Source organism: Paenisporosarcina sp. P5_A11, assembly GCF_056400705.1.
The window spans coordinates 1-6,635 of the sequence record NZ_JBFUKT010000180.1; the positions used below are offsets into that span (position 1 = coordinate 1).

General features: G+C 42.7%; 2 protein-coding genes. Both read left to right on the forward strand.

The genetic code is table 11. The features are described from left to right. The first annotated feature begins 477 nt into the window (after nt 1-477). Complete coding sequence (locus tag AC1DOS_RS16910; protein ID WP_477538440.1) at nt 478-4,263, forward strand: S8 family serine peptidase; 3,786 nt, start codon at nt 478-480, stop codon at nt 4,261-4,263. Nucleotides 4,264-5,529: 1,266 nt separating this feature from the next. Further along, nucleotides 5,530-6,635: S8 family serine peptidase (locus AC1DOS_RS16915; RefSeq protein ID WP_477538441.1), on the forward strand; the 1,106-nt coding region annotated here is incomplete at its 3' end.

Genomic DNA, 6,635 nt, shown 5'->3' on the forward strand with positions numbered 1-6,635 from the left:
TGAATAGCTTTTTCTCTTGCCCACCTGATTGATAGACTTTTACATAATCCAAATATCTTGTCTGTAATTATTTCTTCACTTGCTCTCAAAATATCCTCGTTCTTCCAAGTAATGACGACAGGAGTTTGATAATGTCCTGTAGCTTCTAAAACTATTGAAGGCTTCATACCAGTCACTCTTAATTAAAAATCACTTATAAAAAATGTCCTGACCCTTATTACTCTTGGTATAGTACTTTTGTGTCATTTCCAGAAAAGTGGAAATGTCGTATGATAAAGCTAGTTTGAGTAATATTTCTGAATATTGAATAACTATTGAATAGACTCAGCTGATGCTAGATTAGTTGAAAAATTTTAATAACCTGATGTTGAAGGGACAGATCAGTGTATTAAATGTGAAGTTAAGTCATTAGCACGAAACCATCACATTTTTACAAATATATTAATCTACTATTTAGTAAGGAAGAGGAGAGATTTAATGGGGAAGAGGAGAAACAAAAAAATTGTTAATGTAATGACCGCAGGATTGGTATCTGCAGTACTTTTGGCAACAAGTACTGTTCATTCATTTGCTTATGATGCCACCACCGCCAAAACGCTGGCCAACCAGGCGTCCAAGCAACTACAGAACAACATGGTTGTCGACTCGCACACTGTTACCCTTATCACGGGCGAAGTTTTGAAGATTGACAGTTATGCTGACGGGTTACAGACAGTGACAGTCGAACCGTCACTCGATGGCGAACCAACGGAAATAAATCAGATTCGGATAGGTGACGATCACTATGTCATCCCGGCTAAGGCTCAGCCGTACATCGATGCGGATGAGCTTGACCGCGACCTGTTCAACATAACCAAGTTGATAGAGTACGGATACGACGACGCTAACGGCGAAATACCGGTGATCGCGAATTACGCGGGCACACCGGCCAAAGTGGGCAAAGCGTTAGAAAAGACTGCTCCAGCAGGTTCTAAAAAGGACATGGTATTAGAGAGTGCCAACGGTATTGCGCTTAAGGTGAACAAATCGGAGGCTGAGACGTTCTGGGAAGCAATCGACGACGACAGCGACTTCGAAGCGACCGAGCCGGTACTTGCTGGTGGTATAGAGAAGATATGGCTCGACAAAATGGTACAAGTGACGCTAGAACAGAGTGTTTCGCAGATCGGGGCCCCGATAGCATGGGAGGCTGGATATGATGGCAAAGGCGTGAAAGTGGCTGTCTTAGACACTGGGATTGATTCGAATCATCCTGATGTTAAAGGAACCATCTTAGAAGCGAAGAACTTCACAGACGACCCTGATTCTATCGATCATCACGGTCACGGAACGCATGTTGCTTCGACTATCGTGGGATCTGGCGCAGCTTCCAATGGTAAATTAAAAGGAGTAGCTCCAGGTGCTGAGCTTCTAATTGGAAAGGTGCTTGACAGTAGTGGTTACGGTTCTGATTCAGGAGTCATCGCTGCAATGGATTGGGCAGTTGAGGAAGGCGCCGATATCGTCAGTATGAGTCTTGGTAATCCTACTCCGAGTGACGGTACTGATCCGGTGAGTCAAGCGCTTAACAATTTGAGTGAAACCTCTGACACATTATTTGTTGTGGCTGCAGGTAATGATGGATCAGATAAGAAAACTGTAGGATCACCCGGTGTAGCCGAAAAAGCATTGACTGTTGGGGCAGTAGACAAAACCGGCGTGTTAGCTCCCTTTTCAAGCCGTGGTCCGGTTATCAACAATTACCGTGTCAAACCAGAAATTATGGCACCAGGAGTAGGAATCGTAGCTGCTCGTGCAACAGGAACCTATATGGGTACTGTCGTTGACGACAATTATACCTCTGCTAATGGTACGTCGATGGCTACACCACATATTGCTGGTGCTGCAGCCATTCTTAAACAAAGGCATCCGGACTGGTCTGCTGACCGAATCAAGCAGGTGTTGGTTGGAACGGCTATTCCAAATGCCAAAAATACGGCCTATCAGCAGGGAGGCGGACTTGTAAGCATTGAGAAAGCTCTGGATGCGAACATCTATAGCAGTCCTGCAGTCGTCAGTCTTGGAAGTGCTGAGGCAATCAGTGAACCGATCGAGAAGACATTTGATTATGTCAATCCATCCGATGGTGAAATGACATTAACGCTTACTATGGAATCTAAAAATGAAAAAGGAGCCCCGGCTCCGGCTGGTATGTTTACACTAAGTCAGTCAGAAGTAACAATTCCTGCCAATAGCAGCAGTACGGTCGAAGTGACGTTTGATCCTTCTCTCGGCACTGTAAGTGATTACAAAGCAGTCGTTACGGCTACTTCAAGTGACGGTAAAACAGTAAACACGACCATTGGCGCTACGAAGAAGGTACCATCAGTGGATTTAACGCTTCAATTGATTGACCGCAATGGAAACACAACGAGTGGAGAATTCATTGTGGTTAACCTTGATACGGGATCCTACAATAAAGTCAGACCAAATAGAGACACTGGGATTAAGCTCATCGAAGTGCCGCAAGGGCGTTACTCGGTAATGGGTACCGTGGATACCTACGATGAAGCTGGATTCCTTGTAGAGAATCATACCCTCGCAGGTGATCCTGAAGTTGAGCTTAGCGAGAACAAGATCCTCACGATAGATGCGCAGTTGGGTAAAGAGGTCAAAATCTCTACTCCTAAGGAGTCCGACGGGACCGGATACCAATTAGGGTACCGCCTGGATCAAGACAAGTTTAGAATGGATGTAATAACTGGTTTTTATAATCCGTACTGGGATCACGCATACGTGGTACCAACTGAGCCTTTGACGACCGGCACGTTCGATTTTAGCTTCAAACAGCGCAGATTCGCTCCTTTGATCCGTGCATCGTATGACGGAACTGGTGATTCGATTCCGCTCGAGCATGTCGAGTTTACGCCTAAGTTGGACGGCGATAAGACAATGGAAGCAGTCGATCTTGGCTTTGCTCGACCTGATGACCTCAGTGGCAAGAATCTAAGTGGCAAACTGGCAGTCATCACTCGTGATACGGAATCGACGGTTACTGACCAGATTAAAGCAGTGACTGCTACCGGTGCTGCGGGTGTATTTATTGTCTACGACGGACCAGGCATTTTCTGGACTAGCGTTTTGAAAACAGACGGCATTACAATTCCGGCCTGGACCCTTCAACAAGACGAAGGTGCGGTGCTATTCGATCGAATTGCCAACGGACCTACTAGTATCAACTTAAAGGGTATTGCCAACAGCCCGTATGTGTATAACATGGCGATGGTTATTCCGGAAGCGATCCCGACTAACCCAGTCGACACGGTGACTAAAGAAAACTCTGCAGTAGTGAATGCACACTATCGCGGTTCAAAAGGCAGGGTTCTCGTTGATTCGCTGGCGTCGATCCGCCCGCGTGAGTTTGTGACCTTGCAAGTCTTGGATTATTATTTCGACGCACCACTAGACCGGGAAGAGTGGTATTCAACCGGCAGCAAGTGGCCGATGCTGAAAGATATTAAATGGAACCACACTGTCCATGACGAAAATCGCATGAAACGTAGTATGAATGACATACACCGTATCTATCTTCCGGGTGAACAGCGCGAAGAGACATGGCTTGGTGCAGCCAATGGTCTGGCTGACAGGGAGATAACCATGGCATATCGTGAAGGAGACAAATTCACGCTCAACATATTTGAACAGGGCGACAGCCAACCGGGGCACTGGGGCAATTTTGCTTTTGATTACCCTGAAGACACTTCAGTGGCTCGGTTGTACAAGGACGGAAAGCTCCTTACAACGAGTAATTATTTCTCATTCTTTTACCCGCTGTCAGTTAGCCCTGACCCAGCGACTTACCGAATCACCATGGATACGGCGCACCCGACAGGATTCAGAATGTCTACACAGACCAACACAGCATGGACGTTCAAGTCTGAGCGACCGGCAAGTGGACGGGAAAACCTTGGCTTACTGTGGCCAACGTATGACCTTGAACTGGATGGGGAAAACAAGACAAAGGGTGGAAACACTTACCACTTTGACCTTTCATTCGCCCTTCAATCAGGTGATACCCCAGACATAAAAGGGGTTGAAGTCGAAGTGTCCACTGACGACGGCGTCACCTGGAACACCGCGAAAGTGTCGAGCAAGAAAGATGGCCACTACAAGGTGTCCGTGAAAAACCCAAAATCTGGTTACGTGTCGCTCCGTGTCAAGGCATGGGACGTAAACGGCAGCCAGATCGAACAGACAATCATTAAGACCTACGCTGTGCGTTAACCCTCGCGGCAAATCCAAAGCTTTCGCTAACGGGTTTAGTTTAACAGCGCCTGACAATGGAACTTTAGTCACCAAAGACTTAAATTTGCATAATTTTAAAAAATGGTACAATAGATTTGTATAAAGTGCAGTGGCTTTATATAAAAAGCTAGCAAGTAAATGAGGCTGACACCAAAAGGTCACTTTACGTGTCCTTTTGGGTCAGCCTCGTTTTTGTAATGATGTAGATTTAAAATAAAGTTGCGTTTGCTAAAAAGATTGAAAAAGATAAACAAAATTTTGACCGAAAACCCGTTTTGGATGTTCTAAAACGAGTTATGTTGCCTTGTTATGCAATTAAACCAGCTAATAGAAGCTCTAGTGATCTTCTACAATCGGGCGCGATTGCTGAACAATGAGCAGTCGCTTTTTTACTAGGCGGATCCAAATAGTTCTATAAATGAATGGATGTAAATAAATAAGAAACCCAGCTAATCTTATCATGTGAGGTAGCTGGGTTTTTTTAAGTTGTATGTGCAAAATAACACTTAAAATATATGCAAATTAACGGTCAAAGTGACAGATATCTTTGAGAACCACTATTGTCGTGTCCAGATAAGGACGAGTTTTGTTACAAAGTTGATTTAAAGAGACGGCAGGGAACAGAACGATAAGTCAATACTAAAACTTYAAAATACTAAATCACAAATTTGATAAATAACTTTTAAACAGTAAAAATCGACAGTCAGTAGCACCTGTCGATTTTTTTATGATTTGTTTAGTTTATGGATATTTTCCTTATACGAACTGCCGCAGCTTTAAACTGAATAGCTTTTTCTYTTGCCCACCTGATTGATMGACTTTTACATAATCCAAATATCTTGTCTGTAATTATTTCTTCACTTGCTCTCAAAATATCCTCGTTCTTCCAAGTAATGCCGACAGGAGTTTGATAATGTCCTGTAGCTTCTATAGCTATTGAAGGCTTCTTACCAGTCACTCTTAATTAAAAATCACTTATAAAAAAATGTCCTGACCCTTATTATGTCACTCTTAATATAGTATTTTTGTTTTATACAGGTATAGAACCAATGACAACAAAGGTTACTACCTATGTTGTATTTTCAGAAAAGTAGAAATGTGTGATGATAAGGTTAGTTGAGTGAAATTTCTGATTTCCCACAATACATAAAACTTATCAAATCAAGTAGAATTGTTTTGGCGTTTAAATATTAGAAATATTTCTAATATTTAAAAGTTCCGTTACTAATAAGGGGGAGAAGTGAATTGGAGAAAAATAGGTTTTCAAATATTCTTGCAAAGACAACCATGGCTACATTATTAATGACTTCTGTCGTTCCTTATAATGTTTTAGGTTTTAGCCCGAGCCAAAGCCAAAGCACTATTCAAGGAATCAATCCAAGTAAAGCTCAATCAGGTACATATAGTTTAACTCCTGAGCAGTTAGAGGCAATGAACAAAATTTCCACTGAGAGTGAAATAAAAATTTCACCACAAATCAACGTCAACAGCTCTGAGCAAGTTCGCGTTATTGTACAATTTAAACAAGCTCCAGCAAAAGTAGCAGTCATTCAGCAGCAAATAGCTGGAAACGAGATTTCGTTGACAGACGCTGCTAAAAAGGTTAAAGATTCTCATAAAAAGTTTAAAGATTATGTTCAAAGATTGGTGGAACAAAAAGAAGAAAGTAGTGACATCACTCCGTCTACTCGTGCTTCACAGCCAGAAATTAAGATTACTAGAGAATACCAGCATGCGTTTAACGGAGTAGCGATGACACTCCCAGGAACTGATGTGGAAAAACTATTAGAGTCTGACTTAGTAAGCCAAATTTTTGCAGATCGCGCTGTAAAAATTGATCCAGTCGGACCAGAAGGTTCCAATACGAATGATTTGACAGCTAGTAATGGAAAATCGACCACAACGACATCGTTATCAGAGAAGCTCAGTGTGTCTGCGAAAAATACTTCTACCAATACGTTGAAAGAGAATTATATTCCTCTTCCAGGTATTGAAGATTTGCATGGAGAAGACGTTAAGGGTGCAGGAATTAAAGTTGGCGTCATTGATACAGGTATTGATTATAAGCATCCAGATTTAACGGACGCATATAAAGGATATCGTAAAAAAGATGGAGAAGATTCAACGAMTATTGATCCGGCAACTGTAAAGGGATGGGATTTTGTCGATAATGATGCTGATCCAACCGAAACGACGTATCAAGATTGGGTAAATGCAGGAAAGCCGACTGATCCTAATGGTTCATATTATACGTATCACGGTACTCACGTATCAGGTACGATTGCAGGTCAAGGGGAAAATAGTGTTGATTTTCCGTCTTTAGGTGTAGCGCCTGATGTTGATTTATATAG